The sequence below is a fragment of the Natronorubrum texcoconense genome, assembly GCF_900100335.1.
Taxonomy (GTDB): domain Archaea; phylum Halobacteriota; class Halobacteria; order Halobacteriales; family Natrialbaceae; genus Natronorubrum; species Natronorubrum texcoconense.
Genome location: NZ_FNFE01000001.1, coordinates 112131 through 127188, shown reverse-complemented (window position 1 = coordinate 127188; position 15058 = coordinate 112131). Strand labels below are relative to the sequence as shown.

Annotated in this window: 15 protein-coding genes; 4 read left to right on the top strand and 11 right to left on the bottom strand. The window is 64.9% G+C overall.

Annotation, left to right across the window (positions count from 1 at the left end; genetic code table 11):
* Positions 1–86: 86 nt before the first annotated feature.
* On the bottom strand, positions 87–506 hold the full coding sequence (locus BLT08_RS00565; RefSeq protein ID WP_090302863.1) for a DUF7994 family protein: 420 nt from the start codon (positions 504–506) through the stop codon (positions 87–89).
* 300 nt (positions 507–806) lie between these two features.
* Entirely contained in the window at positions 807–2342 is a 1536-nt protein-coding gene (locus BLT08_RS00560) for an aldehyde dehydrogenase family protein (protein WP_090302862.1), read from the bottom strand.
* 105 nt (positions 2343–2447) lie between these two features.
* Between BLT08_RS00560 and BLT08_RS00555 the strand changes: the two genes are divergently transcribed.
* Positions 2448–3197 (top strand): helix-turn-helix domain-containing protein, encoded by a 750-nt coding sequence (locus tag BLT08_RS00555; RefSeq protein ID WP_090302861.1) that lies wholly within the window; start codon positions 2448–2450, stop codon positions 3195–3197.
* Between the two features lie 30 nt (positions 3198–3227).
* Here the strand turns inward: BLT08_RS00555 and BLT08_RS00550 are convergent, their stop codons facing one another.
* From BLT08_RS00550 to uvrA, 3 genes are all read right to left on the bottom strand, one after another.
* The gene (locus BLT08_RS00550; protein WP_090302860.1) at positions 3228–3683 is read right to left on the bottom strand and encodes a hypothetical protein; all 456 of its coding nucleotides are present in this window, start codon (positions 3681–3683) and stop codon (positions 3228–3230) included.
* A gap of 152 nt (positions 3684–3835) precedes the next feature.
* Positions 3836–4672 (bottom strand): proline dehydrogenase family protein, encoded by an 837-nt coding sequence (locus tag BLT08_RS00545; protein WP_090302859.1) that lies wholly within the window; start codon positions 4670–4672, stop codon positions 3836–3838.
* Between the two features lie 169 nt (positions 4673–4841).
* Positions 4842–7805, bottom strand: coding sequence for an excinuclease ABC subunit UvrA (gene uvrA, locus BLT08_RS00540; protein WP_090302858.1), 2964 nt, complete (start codon positions 7803–7805; stop codon positions 4842–4844).
* A 417-nt stretch (positions 7806–8222) separates the two neighbouring features.
* Here uvrA and BLT08_RS00535 point away from each other — a divergent pair, with 417 nt between their 5' ends.
* Complete coding sequence (locus BLT08_RS00535) at positions 8223–8717, top strand: hypothetical protein (RefSeq protein WP_090302857.1); 495 nt, start codon at positions 8223–8225, stop codon at positions 8715–8717.
* A gap of 62 nt (positions 8718–8779) precedes the next feature.
* On the opposite strand, the gene BLT08_RS00530 is transcribed toward BLT08_RS00535, so the two are convergent.
* Together BLT08_RS00530 and BLT08_RS00525 are read right to left on the bottom strand one after the other, a co-directional pair.
* A complete protein-coding gene (locus BLT08_RS00530) occupies positions 8780–9610 on the bottom strand; it encodes a universal stress protein (RefSeq protein WP_090302856.1) in 831 nt (276 codons plus the stop codon).
* Between the two features lie 57 nt (positions 9611–9667).
* Positions 9668–10780 carry an aminotransferase class V-fold PLP-dependent enzyme gene (locus BLT08_RS00525; RefSeq protein ID WP_090303888.1) on the bottom strand — a complete coding sequence of 371 codons (1113 nt, stop codon included), beginning with the start codon at positions 10778–10780 and terminating at the stop codon, positions 9668–9670.
* Positions 10781–10931: 151 nt separating this feature from the next.
* Between BLT08_RS00525 and BLT08_RS00520 the strand changes: the two genes are divergently transcribed.
* Entirely contained in the window at positions 10932–11711 is a 780-nt protein-coding gene (locus tag BLT08_RS00520) for a hypothetical protein (RefSeq protein ID WP_090302855.1), read from the top strand.
* Between the two features lie 16 nt (positions 11712–11727).
* On the opposite strand, the gene BLT08_RS00515 is transcribed toward BLT08_RS00520, so the two are convergent.
* The 3 genes from BLT08_RS00515 to BLT08_RS00505 form a co-directional block, all read right to left on the bottom strand.
* Complete coding sequence (locus BLT08_RS00515; protein WP_090302854.1) at positions 11728–12192, bottom strand: DUF6653 family protein; 465 nt, start codon at positions 12190–12192, stop codon at positions 11728–11730.
* Between the two features lie 47 nt (positions 12193–12239).
* Positions 12240–12695, bottom strand: a complete 456-nt coding sequence (locus tag BLT08_RS00510; protein WP_090302853.1) for a hypothetical protein — start codon at positions 12693–12695, stop codon at positions 12240–12242.
* A gap of 111 nt (positions 12696–12806) precedes the next feature.
* The gene (locus tag BLT08_RS00505; protein WP_090303887.1) at positions 12807–13046 is read right to left on the bottom strand and encodes a hypothetical protein; all 240 of its coding nucleotides are present in this window, start codon (positions 13044–13046) and stop codon (positions 12807–12809) included.
* A 281-nt stretch (positions 13047–13327) separates the two neighbouring features.
* Between BLT08_RS00505 and BLT08_RS22785 the strand changes: the two genes are divergently transcribed.
* Entirely contained in the window at positions 13328–13477 is a 150-nt protein-coding gene (locus BLT08_RS22785; RefSeq protein WP_175529202.1) for a DUF7557 family protein, read from the top strand.
* Between the two features lie 104 nt (positions 13478–13581).
* On the opposite strand, the gene BLT08_RS00500 is transcribed toward BLT08_RS22785, so the two are convergent.
* Complete coding sequence (locus BLT08_RS00500) at positions 13582–14931, bottom strand: metallophosphoesterase (RefSeq protein ID WP_090302852.1); 1350 nt, start codon at positions 14929–14931, stop codon at positions 13582–13584.
* Positions 14932–15058: the final 127 nt, after the last annotated feature.

Below are 15058 nucleotides of genomic sequence, written 5' to 3'. Positions count from 1 at the left end.
TCCCGGATGGCTCCCACCGCTCCTCCGGTAGCCGGAACCGTTCGCAAACGGTTTCCTCGGTGGACCGCCCCACCGGCATCGGTTGCTCAGTCGACGACGAACGTCTCCGCGTCGATTCGCGCCCCGCCGACCCAGCACTCGCGGGCGAACCACGCGAAGTAGCCGACCATCGCGACCGTGAGGACGGCTTCGATCGGGCCGAGTCCGGTGATGCCGTCGGCCACGAGCAGGCTCCCGAGACTGATCGCGCCCCAGCCGACGGCGATCGTCGCGATTGCGACGGCGGCGACGCGCGGCCACCCGATCGTTCTCGAGCCGATCCTGACGCGCTCCCTGCGTCCCGCGACGAGCATCGTCGCGCCGACGAAAACGAGCCACGAGACCACACCGAGCATCGACGGCGTCGTCGGAACGCCGAGCGCGGCGACGAGCGACCCCGCCAGCAACAGGGTGACGAAGCCGCCGCCGACGAGCCCGTGCCGGACGACGGCCTTCTTCGAGTTCATACGCGCGTCGTTCGCAGCCCGTCGGCGTTAACCGTTCGGATCACGTTGATGTGTCTTCGTCCAGACATCACCCCTACTCGAGCGAGACCGCAGCTCGGTTGCTCCGCACAACCTCGCCGATCAGTCGTCGCCGGTAGCCGAGCGAGACCGCAGCTCGGTCGCTCCACCCGACCTCGCCGATCAGTCGTCGCCGGTAGCCGAGCGAGACCGCAGCTCGGTCGCTCCACCCGACCTCGCCGATCAGTCGTCGCCGGTAGCCGAGCGAGACCGCAGCTCGGTCGCTCCACCCGACCTCGCCGATCAGTCGTCGCTCGTCGTAATATCCGCCGACAACCCTTGGGCCATCTCGATCTCCTTCGAGTTGTTGAGCGTCCAGGCGGTCCGCTCCGTGACGGCTTCGATAGCCTCGCGGGCGCTCGGGTAGCCGTTCCCGGATTTTTTGACGCCGCCGAACGGCAACTGGACCTCCGCGCCGATACACGGCAGGTTCGCGTACGCGAGGCCGAGTTCCGCGTGATCTCGGAAGTGGTGGATCTGGCGATAGTCCTCCGAGATGACGGCCCCTGCAAGTCCGTACGGCGTGTCGTTGTGGATCTCGACGGCGTCTTCGATGTCGCCGTCGTACTCGAGGAGGGCGACGTGCGGACCGAACACCTCCTCTTTGAGACAGCGCAGGTCGGTGTCGTACTCGATCTCGTAGACGAACGGGCCGACCCAGTTGCCCTCGTCGTGGCCCTCGGGAATCTCCTCGGCGTCGAGCTCCGCGCGGTCGACGAGCACCTCGGCGCCCTCGTCACGAGCGAGTTGGTTGGCGCGGTGGATCTTCTCAACGTGCTCGGGCTCGATAGCGGGCCCCATGAACGTGTCCTCCTCGAGCGGATCGTCGACGGTGATCTCCTCGGCGACTGCGACGAACCGTTCTTTGAACTCGTCGTAGACGTCCGTGTGGACGATCAGGCGCTCGCTCGAAACGCAGCGCTGTCCCGTCGTCTTGAAACTCGACATCACGGCGGAGTGGACGGCGATGTCCAGGTCCGCCTTCTCGGTGACGGCGGTGCCGTTCTTGCCGCCCATCTCGCAGGCCGCGAGTTTGCCGGGCTGGCCGCCGACTTTGCCCGCGATTTCGTGGCCGACCTCCGCGGAGCCGGTGAAGAGCACCGTATCGACGCGGTCGTCGTCGACGATGGCGGCACCGGCGTCGCCGTAGCCCTGAACCATGTTGAAGACGCCGTCCGGAATTCCGGCGTCGTCCATCATCTCGGCGATGATCTGCCCGCACCACGGCGTCTGTTCGGCGGGCTTCCAGACGACCGTGTTCCCTTCAACGAGGGCGATAGCCATGTGCCAGAACGGGATGGCGACCGGGAAGTTCCACGGCGTGATACAGCCGATGACGCCGCGAGGTTTCCGGCGCATCGAGGCGTCTTTGCTCCCGATTTCGCTCGGGACGACGTCGCCGTGGGGGTGGCGAGCGTTGCCCGCCGCCCACTCGACCATGTGGTAGGCCTCGACGACGTCAGCGCGGCCCTCGCTGATCTCCTTGCCACACTCCTTCGTGACGATTTCGGCCAGTTCGTCGGTGCGTTCGCGGAGTTCGTGGTAGATGTCCCAGAGGTACTCCGCGCGGTCGATGTAGGAGAGTTCGCGCCACTCGTCGGTCGCCGCTTCGGCGGCCTCGAGCGCGGCGTCGACGTCGGCGTCGGTCCCCCGGTGGAACCGTGCGAGTTCCTCGCCCGTCGCCGGATTCTCGCTCGCGAACGTTTCGGTGCCACTACCATCGGTCCACTCACCGTCGATGTGGTGGCCGTACAGCTGATCTGAGGATTGCTGACTCATGGATACCGATTGGGCCGTGCGTCTCGAATAACGTCACCCGTCCATGGGAGGGTCGCCTCGCGAAACGAGACCTTCTTGGTGATCACTGCAAAGAAGTACCGTAGAATGGCAACGAACTGGGATCAGCCGGTCCAGGGGACGAGGCTGTCCTTCGAGGTCTGGCATCCGAACTGCTGGGCGATCGAGGCGACCGATCGGGTCGGCGGCGGTATTCTGGCGCACGCGGTGTACACCGCGCCGACGGCGGAAACGGAGTCGGCCTCGGTCAACGGACTGTTCACCGCGTTCGGCCAGACGACCGAAGAGGTCGAGGCGTTGCTCACCGAGATCGACGACTCGTCGCTGGCGGGCGACGTGCTCGAGCTTCAGGAGCGGTTCGGCCGACGGCAATCGTCGTCCCTCCCGGGAAACGTCGCCCGCGAGTTCTTCCTCGAGTACGACCCCCAGAAGATGATCTGTCCGACGCTGTTAGAACACGGGTTCGTCCACAGCGCACCCGTCCGGATCGAGAACGGCCGGGAACACTGGCAAGTCTGTTTCGCCGGCGATCGAGAGCGGATCGAAACCGCGATCGAGAGCATTTGCGAGGACGGGAACGCCGACGTCTCGGTCGAAACCGTCACGAGCACGCCGACGGGCGAATCCGAGCGCAAGCGTCGAATGGACGCGCTCACCAGTACCCAGCGAGAGGTGTTCGAACTCGCGCGTAAACGGGGCTACTACCAGTGGCCGCGCGGCGTCTCGACCCGCGAACTCGCGAGCGAGTTCGATATCTCGAAGACCACGTTACTCGACCACCTGCGAAAGGCCGAATCGAAACTGTTGGATCCCGACGACCTCGGCGGCGAAGGCTGACGAAGTTCAATAGCGACGCGGTCGGTCGTCTCAATCGGAGGGAGCCTCGAGCGGACGGCTATCGAAACGGCTACGAACAAGATACTCGACCAGCCCGACGAGAAGAACGATCGCCAGCGGAACGAACCAGAGAATGCCGAACAGCGAATCGGCGTAGAGACCGATCGGTGTTGCACCGGTGGCGCGCGCTTCCTCGAAGTGTTGATAGCTGCCGTAGAACGCCCACGTGAAAAGGGTGAAGAGGGCGACGAACGGTGACAGGAGCCGATAACGGAAGAACAACACGAATGGAACACCGCCGAGTAAAACGAGCCCGAGGATCGTAACCGAAAGGAACGCCGCTCCCGAGGGCGATTCTGGCGTGTTCGTTCCCCAAAACGATCCCTCACGGACGAATCCGATCAGCCAGAGCGCAAAGAGAGCGTGACCGACCCCGCCAGCGAGACAGAGTGCGATCGTTCTGCGAGAGAGTTCGCGCCGTTCCATACGAGTATCTTTCACAAGGCGATCAAATAGTTTGTGGAGCGGTTGACAGAACCGAGTTCATTCTCGGTTGCTCGAGAGACACCAGTAGAGGTGTCTCCGAGACGAATTGCGGCTATCGGGCGATCGGCCGCGCGCTGCGCTCGAGTCGCTCGCTACGACCCGACGACCGCTCGAAGGGCGAACAGGGCGTTCTCCTTACGCTCGCGGACGCGACGGTAGAAGTACGAGAACCACTTCCCGCCGTAGGGGACGTACTGGTAGACCTCGTACTCCGCAGCGAGGTCGTGTTGTGCGCCCTCGCGGACGCCCATGAGCAACTGGAACTCGAACGGCGTGTCGTGGGCCTCCGAGAGCCCCTCGACGTACTCGACGATCTCCGGATCGTGGCTGCCGACCGCGATCCCGTCGTCGAACGCTTCGAAGGCGAACGCCAGCAGTTCGCGGTACGCTTCGTTCACCCGCGCTTTTTGCTTGTAGGCGACGCTGCTCGGCTCGTCGTACGCCCCCTTGACGAAGCGTACTTTACCGGGGACGTCGGCCAGTCGTTCGACGTCTTCCCGCGTCCGCTTCAGGTTCGCCTGCACGCAAACGCCGACGTTCCCGTCGGTCTCATGGGCGTGCCGTTCGAACGCGTCGAGCGTCACGTCGGTCGTGGTGTAATCTTCCATGTCGATCCAGACGAAGACGTCGTGCTCGACGCCCGCGTCGACGATTCGCTCGAGGTGGGTCTGAAAGACGTCGTCGCCGATGTCGAGTCCGATCTGGGAGGGCTTGACCGAGACGCAACAGTCGAGGTTGGCGTCGTCGATAGCCTCAATTAAGTCGACGTAGGCGTCGGCGTCCGCAGCGGCCGCCGACGGATCGTCGTAGTGTTCGCCGAGTAGATTCAGAATGCCGCTGATACCGTCGCCGTTGAGCGTCTCGACGTGAGAAAGGGCCCCGGAAGGGTCCTCCGCCGCGACGAAGTTGCTCGCGATTGGCGGGAGCATTGACCGACGGTTAGAACGAGTACGGTGTAAACGGCCACCCGACCATAGACGCCCCAGATCGCGGCCGACTCACGAGATGTCCGCGCAGCGACCGACCGTTCGCGTTTCGACTCGAGACTGGCTCCGGACGGAGCGACACGGGAAAACGGCTCGAGAGCGGATTGGAGGCTCAGTCGTCGTCCATCGGTGCCGACACCGGTTCGACGCGCTCGCCGCGCGGCCCCTCGAGGTCGATCTTCGGCAGCAGATCGCGCAGGTACCGTCCCGTATGCGAAGCCTCGAGTCGGGCGACGTCTTCCGGCGTCCCGGTCGCGACGATCTCGCCGCCGTTCTCGCCGCCCTCGGGACCGAGATCGATGACGTGGTCGGCGTTCTTCACGAGGTCGAGTTCGTGCTCGATGACGACGATGGTGTTGCCGCTGTCGGTCAGCCGGTGGAGAACGTCGATGAGTTTCCGCTCGTCCTCGCTGTGGAGTCCGGTCGTCGGCTCGTCGAGCAGGTAGAGCGTCTCGCCGGAGTCCTTCTTTCCGAGTTCCTCCGCAAGCTTGACCCGCTGGGCCTCCCCGCCGGAGAGCGTCGTCGAGGGCTGGCCGAGCGTCATGTAGCCCAGTCCGACGTCCTTCAGGAGTTGGAGGCGACGCCGGATCTGGCTCGAGGACTCGAAGAAGTCGTAGGCCTCCTCGACTTCCATCTCGAGCACGTCGGCGATCGTCTTGCCCTTGTAGGTAACGTCGAGCGTGGCGTCGTTGTACCGCGCGCCGTCGCACTCCTCACAGGGGACGTACACGTCGGAGAGGAAGTTCATCTCGATCTTGACCGTTCCCTGGCCGCCACACTCCTCGCAGCGGCCGCCCTTGACGTTGAACGAGAAGCGTCCAACCTCGTAGCCGCGCTGTTTCGCCAGCTTCGTCGAGGCGAACAGCTCGCGGATGTAGTCGAAGACGTTGGTGTACGTCGCCGGATTGGACCGGGGGGTTCGACCGATCGGCGACTGGTCGATCAGCCGTACGGTTTCGATCTTGTCGAGCCCCTCGAGGGCGTCGTGCTCGCCCGGAATCACGCTCGTGTTGTCGTTCATCTGGCGAGCGAGTCCCTTGTAGAGCACCTCGTGCATCAGGGTGGACTTGCCGGAGCCGGAGACGCCGGTGATCGCGGTGAAGTTGCCGAGCGGAATGTCGACGTCGACGTCGGCCAGATTGTGCTGACGGGCCCCGCGGATCGTCAGCGCGCCGTCGGGGTCGCGTCGCTCGTCGGGAACCGGAATCTGTCGCTTTCCGGAGAGGTACTCGCCGGTGATCGAGCCCTCGGTCGACTTGACCTCCTCGACGGGCCCGTTCGCGACGACCTCGCCGCCGCGCTTGCCGGGGCCGGGCCCCATGTCGATGACCTGGTCGGCCCGGCGCATCGTCTCCTCGTCGTGTTCGACGACGATCAGGGTGTTGCCGATGTCGCGCAGCTCCTCTAAGGTGTCGAGCAGTCGGTCGTTGTCCCGCTGGTGGAGCCCGATCGAGGGCTCGTCGAGCACGTAGAGGACGCCGACGAGACCGGAGCCGATCTGCGTCGCCAGTCGAATTCGCTGGCTCTCGCCGCCGGAGAGCGTCGCAGCCTCGCGGTCGAGCGTGAGGTACTCGAGGCCGACCTCGCACATGAAGCCGAGCCGCGATCGAATTTCTTTGAGAATCTCCTCGGCGATCACCTTCTCGCGTTCGGTGAGGTCGGCTTCCATCGATTCGAAGTGCTCGAGGGCGTCGCCGATGCTCAGTCCGTTGATCTCCGTGATGGCGGTGCCGTCGACCAGCACGGCCCGACTCGCGGCCTTCAGCCGGGTGCCGTCGCAGGCCGGACACTCCGTCGCCGACATGTAGTCCTCGATGTGGTCGCGCGTCGAGTCGGAGTCGGTCTCGAGGTAGCGCCGCTCGAGGTTCGGGATCACGCCCTCGAAGCGCTTGCGCTTGCGCCGAGTGCCGTTTTTCGTGTGCCGTTCGAACGTCACCTTCTCGCTGGTGCCGTAGAGGAACGCCTGCTGGATCTCGTCGTCGACCTCCGCGAACGGCGTCGACAGCGAGACGTCGAAGTGCTCGGCGACGGCGTCGAGCCGGGTCTGGTAGTACGAGCGGTTGTAGCTCCATGGCTCGAAGACGTGTTTCAGTGACTTGGACTCGTCCTGGATGACGAGGCTCTCGTCGATCTCCTTCGTCTCGCCGAGCCCCTCACACTCGGGACAAGCACCGTGGGGCGAGTTGAACGAGAACGATCGGGTCTCGATCTCGGGGACGTCGATCCCGCAGTGGGTGCAGGCGAGGTCCTTCGAGAACTCGACGACGAAGCGGTCGTCCTCCTCGGTCTCGTCGCCCAACGCGCCGGTCCGGCGGGCCGCGTCGCCCAGATCGCTCGCGACGTCTTTCGGCGCGTCGGGGAGGATGACCTTCAGGACGCCCTCGGCCTCCTCGAGCGCCGTCTCGACGCTGTCGATGATCCGCGGACGGGCCTCGGTCGAGACCTTGATGCGGTCGACGATCACGTCGATGGTGTGGTCGAAGTTCTCGTCCAGTTCGGGTTTGTCGAGCGTGAGGTCGTGTTCCTCGCCGTCGACCTCGACGCGGGCGTACCCCTCCGAGACGAGTTCGTCGAACAGGTCCTCGAAAGCCCCCTTCTGGTCGCGGACGACGGGGGCCGCGAGTTTGACCTTGGTGTCCTCGGGGAGCTCCAGGATGCGTTCGACCATGTTCTGAGCCGATTGCTCGCCGACTTCGCGGCCGCAGTCGGGACAATGCGGGGTGCCGACGCGGGCGTAGAGCAGCCGGAGGTAGTCGTGGAGCTCCGTAACCGTCCCCACCGTCGATCGCGGGTTGTTCGCGGCGTTCTTCTGGTCGATCGAGATCGCCGGCGAGAGGCCTTCGACGGTCTCGACCTGGGGTTTGTCCATCTGGCCGAGGAAGTTTCGGGCGTACGCCGAGAGGCTCTCGATGTACCGGCGCTGGCCTTCGGCGTAGATCGTCTCGAACGCCAGCGACGACTTCCCCGATCCGGAGAGGCCGGTGACGACGGTGAACTCCTCGCGGGGGATCGTGACGTCGAGGTCCTTGAGGTTGTGCTCCTCCGCCCCCCGTACCTCGATGTAGTCTTTGCTCATGTATGGGTGGTGACTGGTGACTGCAGATATTCGCGACTCGCTGCTCGATTCACTGTGAGTGAGTCAGTGGCCGAAGGGACTTAACGGGTCTGGAACCGCCGTAGCGTGGGCTATGCTAGCAAATGGATCTTCGGGAAGATCGGAGATATCGATCGAGTTCTCGCCGCGTGCCCGGAACCGTCGAACAGCGAGGAAACGCCCGCTCGAGTTGCTTGCCACCGATATGAAAGCCCCCCGATCACGTAGGAGACGGCATCGACGGCGTCAGCAACCACGTAACATAGCGTTCTGGAACCACCAATAAAACCGTTGCTGCATCGGTATTGTACGAGTGTCGACACCCCTCCTCGAGGCACCCTCGAGCCGCCGAACCGCTCAGTCCAAACTGACTTCGGGTAGAAGCACGAACGGACCGCTATGAGCGACGACAGCGGCCCGGAACTGGTCGTCGAGGAGTTCGTCGACTACTGTCACACGCAGGCCGGCTTGCTCTCGGGCCGCGTCGAGACGATGCGCGACGAAGCGGACGACCTGCTCTCCGAAATCGACGAGGAGATGGCCGAACTTCGGACGCGACTCGAGGAGCACGCGTCGGGCGTCGAAGGCGTCGGCGGCCCGTCGACCCCGGCCGGACCCGGTGACGTCGACATCGACGCCTTAGAGGAGTTAGAGAGCGAGGTCAAGGAGAAACAGCTCCTCGTCGAGGCAAAGCAAACGCGCATGCAGGCCTTTCAGGATCTCGCGGCGGCGTACACCGATCTCGCCGAGGACCTGGAGTCCGACGACGACGGGTCGGCCGCGCTGGAACGCGTCATCCAGTTCGAAGCGGACCACGACGCCCCGGCGTACTTCGAGGAACGACAGACCCTCGTCGAAGCCGCGGCGGACTCGAGTGAGACCGATCCCGACTGACACCGGCACTCGCGGACTCGAGGTCGACTGCCCGAGGCAGCAATGCCGGAACAACCGGCCGCTCACTCCTCGCTCGCTGCACGAACCGTCAGCACCGGCGTCGTCGCCGTCCGGAGAACACGTTCCGTGACGCTTCCCAGGAGGAGTCGATCGAGGCCGCTGCGTCCGTGCGTTCCCATCACGAGGAGATCAGCATCGACGGCGTCCGTGTACGTCCGAATCTTTTGGTGCGTCGAGCCGTACGTAACCGTCACCTCCGTCTCGACACCCAGGTCTGCCGCCCGCTCGACGCCCTCCTCGACGACTCGGCGGGCGTACCGCTCGAGTCGATCGAGTCTGAGATCGTTCTGATCTTCGATTCCCGCCGGCGTCACGTCGACGATCGAAAGGAGATGAACGGTCGCGTCGTGGTGGGCTGCGACCGTCAGTGCGCGCTCGAGTGCGACGTCCGCGTGCGCGCTGCCGTCGGTCGGAACTACGATCGTCTCGATCGGGTAGGGGCGTCTGACCTCGGGCGCACCCCGGACGACGAGGACGGGGACGTCGGCGTCCCGGACGACCGACTCGGTTACGCTGCCGAGCAGGAGTCGACCGACGCCGCGTCGGCCGCGCGTCCCCATGACGATCGCGTCGACGTCGTGCTCGGCGGCGGCCTCGAGGATCGCGTCCCGCGGCTCGCCCGTCTCGATCTCTTCGATAATGGGCGAGCCGGTCTCCCCCGTCCAGTCGCGACTCACCGCGAGGGGGTCGTCCGTCTCGTCAGTCTCGTCGGGATCGACCACGTACAGGATGTGGACGGTCACCTGCTCGACGGCGGCTATTTCGCCGGCGTACTCGAGCGCCGCGTTCGCTGGGCCGCTGCCATCGGTCGGAACGAGGATCCGGTCGAACATACGTACTCGACAGCCCGGTGCACCTTACAGCTATCTCTCGTTCCAGTCGATCGGGAGTTACAAGCACTCGAGCAGCGCGTCCACCTCTTCCCTGGTGTTGAACGCGTGGACCGACGCGCGAATCGCCTCGGGGCCGGGAAGCGACCGAACCACGATTCCGCGTTCCGAGAGCCGCTCGACGGTCGGCTCCGGTTCGTCGACCGCGATGGTCACGAGGCCCGACTCGTAGCGTCGCGGACTCAGCAACTGCTCGTCGGAGAGGCCCGCTTTGAGCCGGTCCGTCAGCGTCTCGATTCGGTCGCCGATCGTCTCGATACCGGTCTCCTCGAGGCAGTCGATCGCCGCCGTCAATCCGGCGTAGGGGGCCGGACTCGAGGTCGCGACCTCGAACCGCTTCGCCCCCGATTCGTATCGGTAGTCGACGGCGTTCTCGTCGACGACGCTGCGGTAGCCGATCGCGGGCGGCACGAGATTTCGTTCGCGCACGAGTCCCTCTCGAACGTAGAGGAAGCCGGAGCCGAACGGCGCACAGAGCCACTTGTGGCCCGCGGCGACGACGAAGTCGGCACCCCACTGTCCAACGTCGACCGGCAGCTGTCCGGGGGCCTGAACGGCGTCGACGAGCACGAGCGCACCCGCATCGTGGGCGACGTCGACGATATCCGAGATCGGTAGTCGGGTGCCGTGCGTCCAGGTGAGCGAACTCACACAGATCAGGGTCGCCTCGCTCGCCGCCGCTTTCACGGACTCGAGATCGAGGCGCCCGCGTTCCGTCTCGAGCGTCCGAACCTCGATCCCGCGTTCGTCTTCGAGACGCTGCCACGGGAGGATCCCTGCGGAGTGCTCGAGGTCGGTCCGGACGACGACGTCGCCCGCCTCCCAGTCGATGGCGCCCGCGACCCGGTTGATCCCGTCCGTCGTGCTCTCGGTGAGCGCGATTTCGTCCGCGTCGGCGCCGAGCAGGTCGGCCACGGACGCTCTCGCCTCGTCGTAGACGTCGAACGCCGCGGGGTACTGTCCCTCGTTGGCAGGGGCCTCGTACTCGTGGTACTCGAGGGCCGATTCGGCCGCGTCGACGACGCGTCGCGGACTCGGTCCGCCCGCACCCCAGTTCAGGTAGGCGGTGGACTCGAGGGCCGGAACGGTCTCGCGAAGCTCCAGCGGTGTCATAACGGGCCGTTCGCGATCCATCGTGTTAGCAACTCGCTTTCGCGCAGCTCCGTTCAGTTCTCGTGTCGCCGTCCCGTACGCCACCAGTTGGTTCCCGAAAGGCGGTAACCGAAGGTGGACTTTTACCGGTCTGGCGATCACCTAGCAGCCGATGATGTTCGTCTCCGCACCGTCGATCGCGTTCGACGCCAGCGATCCGGAAACGACGGTCGCGATCGGCTCCCTGTTCGCCTACCTCGCGATCGCCGTCGCCGCGGTCGTCCTGCTGTACTACACGTCCGTCTACGTCCGCGACGTGCTCGCGGCCGACGTGAGCGAGGCACAGTGGTACCTGTTCGCCGGTATCGGCGCCGCGATCGTCTACGCCGCGGCCGGCGTCGGAACGCTGTTGCTCGAGTCCGACTGGCCCAGTTCGTTCGTCGAGGGCGCGGTGCTGTTTTTCATCCTCTTTCTCACGCTGGGTATCCGAGCGCTGTACCACGCCGAACGGCCGGGGGAAGGGCGTTCTCGAGTGCTTCCCGCGTGGGCCGACGTCGCCGTCATCGCGGTCTTCGTCGCCGCGTGGTGGGGGACCTTTCTCGTCGACACCGACTGGACGCGCCCGGTCGTCGCGGTCGGCTGGATCCTCACTTCCGGCTGGGCGATCCTCTACGGCGTGCAGGCCGTCCGCGTCCACGAGGGAACCACCCTGGCTGCGCTGACCCGCCACCTGCTACCGGCTATCGTCGTCGTGGTTGCCGTCGTCTTCGTCGACCTGGTGACGGGGTATTTCGCCGGCTACGGCGCGCTCGCCGACGCCGCCTGGATCGTTGGTACGACGCTCGTCGCCGCCTTCCTGTTCAACACCGCCGTCGCTATCCGACAGCAGGGCGGCGAACTCGAGCGGCTGTACGACTGGACGACCTGGCGCGAGCAGTCGCTCGACGACTAATCCGGTAGTTCGTTGTTCAGGTCTCGGCAGGCGACGATCGCTCGACGAGTTCGGCGACGAACCAGAGCTTGAGGATCATCGTCGCAACCGTGAACACCGCCGTTCGGAACGGATATCGCCTGTACGCGGCGTAGACGTTGTAGCAGAACACCGGTATCTGGACGAGGTTCAGCACCTGCGGAAATCCGAGTCCAACGAGGGGGTTGCCGGCGTCCGTCCACTCCTGTTCGGCGCGGACGACTCGAGACATCCAGGCCTTCGAGTCCGACTCGGGGGCGGGAAACAGGATCGGGTTGATCAACAGGAAGACACAGGTCGCTCCGAGCAGCCGCCAGTTTCGAGCGTACAGCGCGACAATCAGGACCGGATACGAGAGCAGTCGGCTCCAGCCGCTTTTCGGATTCGAGTGACGGTCCCAGACGGTTTCGGGGAGCACGGACGAACAGACGGTCGCGATCTGCAAACGCGTTTCGACGACCATCGACGCGACGGACTCGGGTCACCGGCCGACGCTTCCGTCCGTACGAATCACGACACCACCTCGAGGACGACGTCGTCACCGTCCTGCAACAGGTGCGCGTCGGGATCGGCCGGCTCGCCGTCGACCGTGATCGAAACCGTCGTTCCCGGCTCGCCATCCTCGTAGATCCTCCCGTCGATCGTGACGCTCGAGTCCGTCACGTCGATCTCCAGCGTTCCAAGCGCCTCCGCGACCGACAGCCGCTCGAACTCGAGGACCGCCAACGGGCTCTCGGGGTGGTGGTGCCACTCCTGGCCCCCGCCCTCGTGGAAGTGGAACGTGGGGTGTCGGTCGTGGTACTGCGGCTGGTCGAAGTCGATTCGCTCCCCGTCGATCGACACCTCGAGCGTTCCGTGATCGTGCGTGTAGAGGCCGCCGACACCGGAGACGAAGGCGACGAACAGGACGAACACCACGACCGCGACCGCGCCGACACCGAGTCCGTATGTGACGACTGGGCGCATCGCTTCTCGCCGTATCTCTCGCGCTCAGTCACGATAACACATCTCGCGGGTTTCACAGACGGTACGCGAATCGTGGGTATCGATCGGGTCTCGCGCGCTCGGAACGCCGACTCAGAGTTCGCCGCGCAGCACGATATCCTCGCCGACGGTCTCGAGCATGTCTTCCGTGACGATGTAGTCCTCGTCGTCCTCCCCTTCCACGCCGATCTTCGCGAGCACGTGCTCCGCGACGGAGGGGTTCGGATCGACGGCGGCGCGGCCACCGTCGACCTGCGCGACGATTCCGAGCTCTTTCCCTTCCGCGTCGATCACTGTCTTCCCGACTTCGTCGTCAGTCAGTGTCGCTGTCATACCGGACAGTATCACGACCGCCGGGATAACGTCGTGGCCGTCCCGTGCCGGTTCGGGCGGGTGATCCACCCGTGCCAGTCCGGGTGGGCGTACTCCCGTGCCAGTCTGTGCAGATTTCCTCCGGCGGCCCGAGGCGAAGTATCGTCCCGTCGATCGGAGCGACGGCCGTCCCGCCAGTCGGTTCGAGGGACGTCCCTTCGGCCGATGTGACCCACTGCACACGCGCCCCCGGAGTATTTGACGCCGGCTGGCGTGACTAGTGACGACGCCTCGTTCCACCCATGACTCACACCATCGAGATCAGCGACGACCTGAAGGACCGACTCGACAGCCACTGCGAGGAGGATCAGACCATCGAGGAGCTCCTCGAGGAACTGGTCTCGATCTACGAGACCGAAGGCACGTTCCTCCAGGAAGGCTACTCCGAGTGACTCGAGCGATGGCGGCCGACACCCTCCGTTTTCGTTCGATTTCTCGTCGCGAATAGCGAGTTGACGATGGCCGGTTTACGACTCTGGCCCGCTGTACGGCGTTTTCACGGTGGATCCGCCTCTCGATCCGCGTCAGTCGTCGAGTCCGGTCGCTCGTCGGTGACGACCGCTCGATCCGGCAGCGTCGGCGTCGGTGCCCGTCCCAGCGTGAGCAGGCGTTCCGTTCGGGTGATCTCCTCCGAACTGGGGTTTGCTTTCTCGATCTCCTCGTACTCGACGGCCACACCGTCGGGACCGTCCGATATTCGGACGGCACAGAGCTGGTAGGACGGATAGAACACCGGCGGGAGCAGCCCCGCGACGACGTCCCGACGGTGGAGGCGTTTCAGCCAGGTGCCGGTGTTAACGAGCAGCCGGCCGTCGATCTCTGTCACCGACGGTCGGTGGGTGTGGCCGTAGCAGAAGATCGCCGTCTCCGGACGCTCGGCGAACACCTCGCGGGCGGCCTCGATATACGGCGTTTCGGGGTCGACGGTGAGGTCCGTCTCGAACACGCCGAACCGATCGACGGTTTTCCCGACGTCGCGGAAGACGAAGTAGACCGGAATGCCGACGAGAAGGATCATGCCGGTGATCGCCGCGTTGACGACGAGGAGAAAGTGAACGGTCTCGCCGACCAGTCCCATCCGGTCGAGAACTGCGTCCGTCCGCTCGACCGGCATCGTCCAGATACCGGCGACGTCCAGCCCCGCCAGTACGGCGATGATGACGCTAACGTAGAACAGCAACAGGAACGGAATCACGGCGTAGCGCAAGAGCGGGTTCATCTCGCGGTAGAAGTACTTCGAGAGGAGCCAGTTCGGGACCCGCTCGGTGGGCGTGACCGCCTGGACGTCTTTCAGCCAGTTGTACCGTCCCCGGTCGGAAAGCTGACCGGCTCGGCTCGTGACGAGCGCGTTGTAGAAGTAGCCAAGCGGCGTCTCGAAGGGGTTGCCGAAGTCCCTGAATCGGTTGTTTGGATCCTGCTGGTGCCCGTGTTCGAAGTGGATCGTTCGGTCGCCGACCGGTCGAACGACCGACTGGTCCTGGACGAGGTCGACGTTGTAGTCGGCCAGCCGGCTCACGTACTCGTCGTAGGCGGCGAGATCGCTGTCGTGATTGCCCGGCAGCAACGTTATCGGTATCGAATCGCCGGTCGCGCGCAACTGCTCGAACAGATCGGGATAGCGCTCGGTGAGCCGGTCGAACTTCGCCACCCCCTCGGTCTCGGTGTACTCCCACAGTCCGAACGCGTCGCCGTTGATTATCAACTCCACATCCTCGTCGGTCGTCTCCAACCGCTCGAGAAACGCGAGTAACTCATCGAGGAAGTCGATCTCACCCAGTTGCTCGTCGCCGCCCATGTGGAGGTCGCTGATCACGTAGTAGACCGGATCGGCGACAGTATCGGCCATGGCCTCGACGTTCGACTTCGACGGGTATAGTGCTAATCCCGCTCGTCACACGGCGATACGCACTCGAGCCGGCTCACACCAGTTCGGCGTCGCCTGCGCACAGGAGTCGACAGTCGTCTGCCCCCAC

What these genes read in the sequence shown, in the direction of transcription:
- BLT08_RS00565 (WP_090302863.1), bottom strand. Translation starts at nt 506, where the DNA reads ATGAACTCGAAGAAGGCCGTCGTCCGGCACGGGCTCGTCGGCGGCGGC.
- BLT08_RS00560 (WP_090302862.1), bottom strand. Translation starts at nt 2,342, where the DNA reads ATGAGTCAGCAATCCTCAGATCAGCTGTACGGCCACCACATCGACGGT.
- BLT08_RS00555 (WP_090302861.1), top strand. Translation starts at nt 2,448, where the DNA reads ATGGCAACGAACTGGGATCAGCCGGTCCAGGGGACGAGGCTGTCCTTC.
- BLT08_RS00550 (WP_090302860.1), bottom strand. Translation starts at nt 3,683, where the DNA reads ATGGAACGGCGCGAACTCTCTCGCAGAACGATCGCACTCTGTCTCGCT.
- BLT08_RS00545 (WP_090302859.1), bottom strand. Translation starts at nt 4,672, where the DNA reads ATGCTCCCGCCAATCGCGAGCAACTTCGTCGCGGCGGAGGACCCTTCC.
- uvrA (WP_090302858.1), bottom strand. Translation starts at nt 7,805, where the DNA reads ATGAGCAAAGACTACATCGAGGTACGGGGGGCGGAGGAGCACAACCTC.
- BLT08_RS00535 (WP_090302857.1), top strand. Translation starts at nt 8,223, where the DNA reads ATGAGCGACGACAGCGGCCCGGAACTGGTCGTCGAGGAGTTCGTCGAC.
- BLT08_RS00530 (WP_090302856.1), bottom strand. Translation starts at nt 9,610, where the DNA reads ATGTTCGACCGGATCCTCGTTCCGACCGATGGCAGCGGCCCAGCGAAC.
- BLT08_RS00525 (WP_090303888.1), bottom strand. Translation starts at nt 10,780, where the DNA reads ATGACACCGCTGGAGCTTCGCGAGACCGTTCCGGCCCTCGAGTCCACC.
- BLT08_RS00520 (WP_090302855.1), top strand. Translation starts at nt 10,932, where the DNA reads ATGATGTTCGTCTCCGCACCGTCGATCGCGTTCGACGCCAGCGATCCG.
- BLT08_RS00515 (WP_090302854.1), bottom strand. Translation starts at nt 12,192, where the DNA reads ATGGTCGTCGAAACGCGTTTGCAGATCGCGACCGTCTGTTCGTCCGTG.
- BLT08_RS00510 (WP_090302853.1), bottom strand. Translation starts at nt 12,695, where the DNA reads ATGCGCCCAGTCGTCACATACGGACTCGGTGTCGGCGCGGTCGCGGTC.
- BLT08_RS00505 (WP_090303887.1), bottom strand. Translation starts at nt 13,046, where the DNA reads ATGACAGCGACACTGACTGACGACGAAGTCGGGAAGACAGTGATCGAC.
- BLT08_RS22785 (WP_175529202.1), top strand. Translation starts at nt 13,328, where the DNA reads ATGACTCACACCATCGAGATCAGCGACGACCTGAAGGACCGACTCGAC.
- BLT08_RS00500 (WP_090302852.1), bottom strand. Translation starts at nt 14,931, where the DNA reads ATGGCCGATACTGTCGCCGATCCGGTCTACTACGTGATCAGCGACCTC.